This is a genomic window from Streptomyces sp. (genome assembly GCF_031178505.1).
Lineage (GTDB): Bacteria > Actinomycetota > Actinomycetes > Streptomycetales > Streptomycetaceae > Streptomyces > Streptomyces gulbargensis.
In genome coordinates, this window is sequence record NZ_JAPSIW010000690.1 from 1 (window position 1) to 3,772 (window position 3,772).

Sequence of the window (3,772 nt, forward strand, 5' to 3'; positions counted from 1 at the left end):
CCCTCGGCGACCACCCCGCCGCCCTGCTCGCCGCAGCCCGCCACCGCGCCCCCGACCGGGTCGCCCGGCACCTCGAGAGCACCGCCGACGCGCTGCTCGCCTTCCAGCACACCGTCCTGCCGCTCGGCGACGAGAAACCCTCGGCCGCCCACCGCTCCCGGCTCGCGCTCGCCGAAGCCGCCGGGACGGTGCTCGCCGGTGGCCTCTCCGTGCTCGGCATCAGCGCACCCGACCGGATCTGAAAGAGCAGAGCCAGACATGAGCCGTTCCGCCCACCCCGCAGGCCCCCGCCACGCCGACGTCCTCCCCGAGGGCCACTACACCGCGCCCCCCGCCGACCTCAACGCCCTCGACCCGAAGGTCTGGGCGCGGACCGTGGTGCGGGACGAGCGGGGGGTCGTCACCCTCGGCGGGCTCGCCGTCACCGACCTCGCGGAGGAGTTCGGCACGCCCGCCTACTTCCTCGACGAGACCGACTTCCGCGCCCGCTGCCGCGCCTGGGCGGAGGCCTTCGGCCCGGGCGCCGACGTGTTCTACGCGGGGAAGGCGTTCCTGTCCCGCGCGATCGTGCGGTGGCTGCACGAGGAGGGCCTCAACCTCGACGTCTGCTCCGGCGGCGAGCTGACCACCGCCCTCTCCGCCGGCATGCCCGCCGAGCGCATCGCCTTCCACGGCAACAACAAGAGCGAGGACGAGATCCGCACGGCCGTCGCGGCCGGTGTCGGGCGCATCGTCCTCGACTCCTTCCAGGAGATCGTCCGCGTCGCCCACATCGCCCAGTCCCTCGGCAAGCGGCAGCGCGTGCAGATCCGGGTGACGGTCGGCGTCGAGGCGCACACCCACGAGTTCATCGCCACCGCCCACGAGGACCAGAAGTTCGGCATCGCCCTGGCCGGCGGGCAGGCCGCCGAGGCGGTCCGCAGGACCCTCACGCTGGACGGCCTCGAGCTCATCGGCATCCACTCGCACATCGGCTCGCAGATCTTCGACATGGCCGGCTTCGAGGTGTCGGCGCGCCGTGTGGTCCAGCTCCTCGCCGAGGTGCGCGACGAGCACGGCGTCGAGCTGCCCGAGATCGACCTGGGCGGCGGCCTCGGCATCGCCTACACCTCCGACGACGACCCGCGCGAGCCGCACGAGATCGCCAAGGCCCTCGGTGAGATCGTGACCCGCGAGTGCGAGGCCGCCGGGCTGCGCACGCCGCGCATCTCCGTCGAGCCGGGCCGCGCCATCGTCGGGCCCACCGCCTTCACCCTCTACCGGGTCGGCACGGTCAAGCCGCTCGAAGGGCTGCGGACGTACGTGAGCGTCGACGGCGGCATGTCGGACAACATCCGTACCGCCCTCTACGACGCCGAGTACAGCGTGAGCCTCGTCTCGCGCACCAGTGACGCGGAGCCCATGCTGTCCCGGGTCGTCGGCAAGCACTGCGAGAGCGGTGACATCGTCGTACGGGACGCCTTCCTGCCGTCCGACCTGGCGCCCGGCGACCTGATCGCCGTCCCGGCCACGGGGGCGTACTGCCGCTCCATGGCCAGCAACTACAACCACGCGCTCCGGCCGCCCGTCGTCGCCGTCCGGGACGGGGAGGCGCGGGTCGTCGTGCGGCGCGAGACGGAGGAAGATCTCCTGCGTCTCGACGTCGGCTGACGAAATAGTCGCGTGATGAAATAGGCCGAGTGATGAAATCGATGTCTCACGATCCGGACATGGGGCGGAAACGCCCGTCCGGTGAGTGAGACTGGTTCCCACCGTAGAAATACGAAGCCGAAGTACGAGAAACGAGGTCGGATGATGCGTACGCGTCCGCTGAAGGTGGCGCTGCTGGGCTGTGGAGTTGTCGGCTCAGAGGTGGCGCGCATCATGACGACGCACGCCGACGACCTCGCCGCGCGCATCGGCGCCCCGGTCGAGCTCGCCGGCGTGGCGGTCCGCCGCCCGGACAAGGTCCGGGAGGGCATCCCGGCCGAACTGATCACCACCGACGCCACCGCCCTGGTCAAACGGGGCGACATCGACGTCGTCGTCGAGGTCATCGGCGGTGTCGAGCCCGCCCGCACCCTCATCACCACCGCCTTCGAGCACGGCGCCTCCGTGGTCTCCGCCAACAAGGCGCTCCTCGCCCAGGACGGCGCGACCCTCTACGCCGCCGCCCAGCAGCACGGGCAGGACCTCTACTACGAGGCGGCCGTCGCCGGCGCCATCCCGCTGATCCGGCCGCTGCGCGAGTCCCTCGCCGGGGACAAGATCAACCGGGTGATGGGGATCGTCAACGGCACGACCAACTTCATCCTCGACAAGATGGACACCTCCGGCGCCGGCTACTCCGAGGCGCTGGACGAGGCCACCGCCCTCGGGTACGCGGAGGCCGACCCGACCGCCGACGTCGAGGGCTTCGACGCCGCCGCCAAGGCCGCCATCCTCGCCGGGATCGCCTTCCACACGCGCGTGCGCCTGGACGACGTCTACCGCGAGGGCATGACCGAGGTCACCGCCGCCGACTTCGCCTCCGCCAAGCAGATGGGCTGCACCATCAAGCTGCTGGCGATCTGCGAGCGGGCCGCCGACGGCGGCTCCGTCACCGCGCGCGTGCACCCCGCGATGATCCCGCTCAGCCACCCGCTGGCCTCCGTCCGCGAGGCGTACAACGCGGTCTTCGTCGAGGCGGAGGCCGCCGGGCGGCTCATGTTCTACGGCCCCGGCGCCGGCGGCTCTCCGACCGCCTCCGCCGTCCTCGGCGACCTGGTCGCCGTCTGCCGCAACAAGCGGGGCGGGGCCAACGGCCCCGGCGAGTCCGCGTACACCCAGCTGCCCGTGAGTCCCATGGGCGACGTGGTCACGCGGTACCACATCAGCCTCGACGTGGCCGACAAGCCGGGCGTCCTCGCCCAGGTCGCGACGGTCTTCGCCGAGCACGGCGTATCCATCGATACGGTGCGCCAGCAGGGCAAGGACGGCGAGGCCTCCCTCGTCGTCGTCACCCACCGCGCGCCCGACGCCGCCCTCTCCGGGACGGTCGAGGCGCTGCGCAAGCTCGACACCGTGCGCGGTGTCGCCAGCATCATGCGTGTTGAAGGGGAGTAAGGACCCATGACCAGCAAGGGCACCCACCAGTGGCGCGGCATCATCGAGGAGTACCGGGACCGCCTTCCGGTCACGGACACGACGCCGGTCGTCACGCTCCGTGAGGGCGGTACGCCGCTCGTTCCCGCTCAGGTCCTCTCCGAGCGCACGGGATGCGAGGTGCACCTCAAGGTCGAGGGCGCCAACCCCACCGGTTCCTTCAAGGACCGGGGCATGACCATGGCCATCACGCGGGCCAAGGAGGAGGGCGCGCAGGCCGTCATCTGCGCGTCCACCGGCAACACCTCGGCCTCCGCCGCCGCCTACGCGGTGCGGGCCGGGATGGTCTGCGCCGTCCTGGTGCCGCAGGGCAAGATCGCGCTCGGCAAGATGGGCCAGGCCCTCGTGCACGGCGCGAAGATCCTCCAGGTCGACGGCAACTTCGACGACTGCCTGACGCTGGCCCGCTCGCTCTCCGAGAACTACCCGGTGGCGCTGGTCAATTCGGTCAACCCGGTCCGCATCGAGGGCCAGAAGACCGCCGCGTTCGAGATCGTGGACATGCTCGGTGACGCTCCCGACATCCACGTCCTGCCCGTGGGCAACGCCGGCAACATCACGGCGTACTGGAAGGGGTACACCGAGTACGCCGCCGACGGCCTGGCCGGGCGTCGGCCACGCATGTGGGGCTTCCAGGCCTCCGGTTCCG

At 71.5% G+C, this 3,772-nt stretch carries 4 protein-coding genes; all 4 read left to right on the forward strand.

What is annotated here, in order from left to right; genetic code table 11:
• On the forward strand, positions 1-242 hold a 242-nt coding region (locus RIF68_RS30540), incomplete at its 5' end, for a DALR anticodon-binding domain-containing protein (protein WP_309054513.1).
• 16 nt (positions 243-258) lie between these two features.
• Entirely contained in the window at positions 259-1,650 is a 1,392-nt protein-coding gene (gene lysA, locus RIF68_RS30545) for a diaminopimelate decarboxylase (RefSeq protein ID WP_309054514.1), read from the forward strand.
• 141 nt (positions 1,651-1,791) lie between these two features.
• Complete coding sequence (locus RIF68_RS30550; protein WP_309054515.1) at positions 1,792-3,084, forward strand: homoserine dehydrogenase; 1,293 nt, start codon at positions 1,792-1,794, stop codon at positions 3,082-3,084.
• A gap of 6 nt (positions 3,085-3,090) precedes the next feature.
• A partial coding sequence (gene thrC, locus RIF68_RS30555; RefSeq protein ID WP_309054516.1) for a threonine synthase occupies positions 3,091-3,772 on the forward strand: 682 nt, incomplete at its 3' end.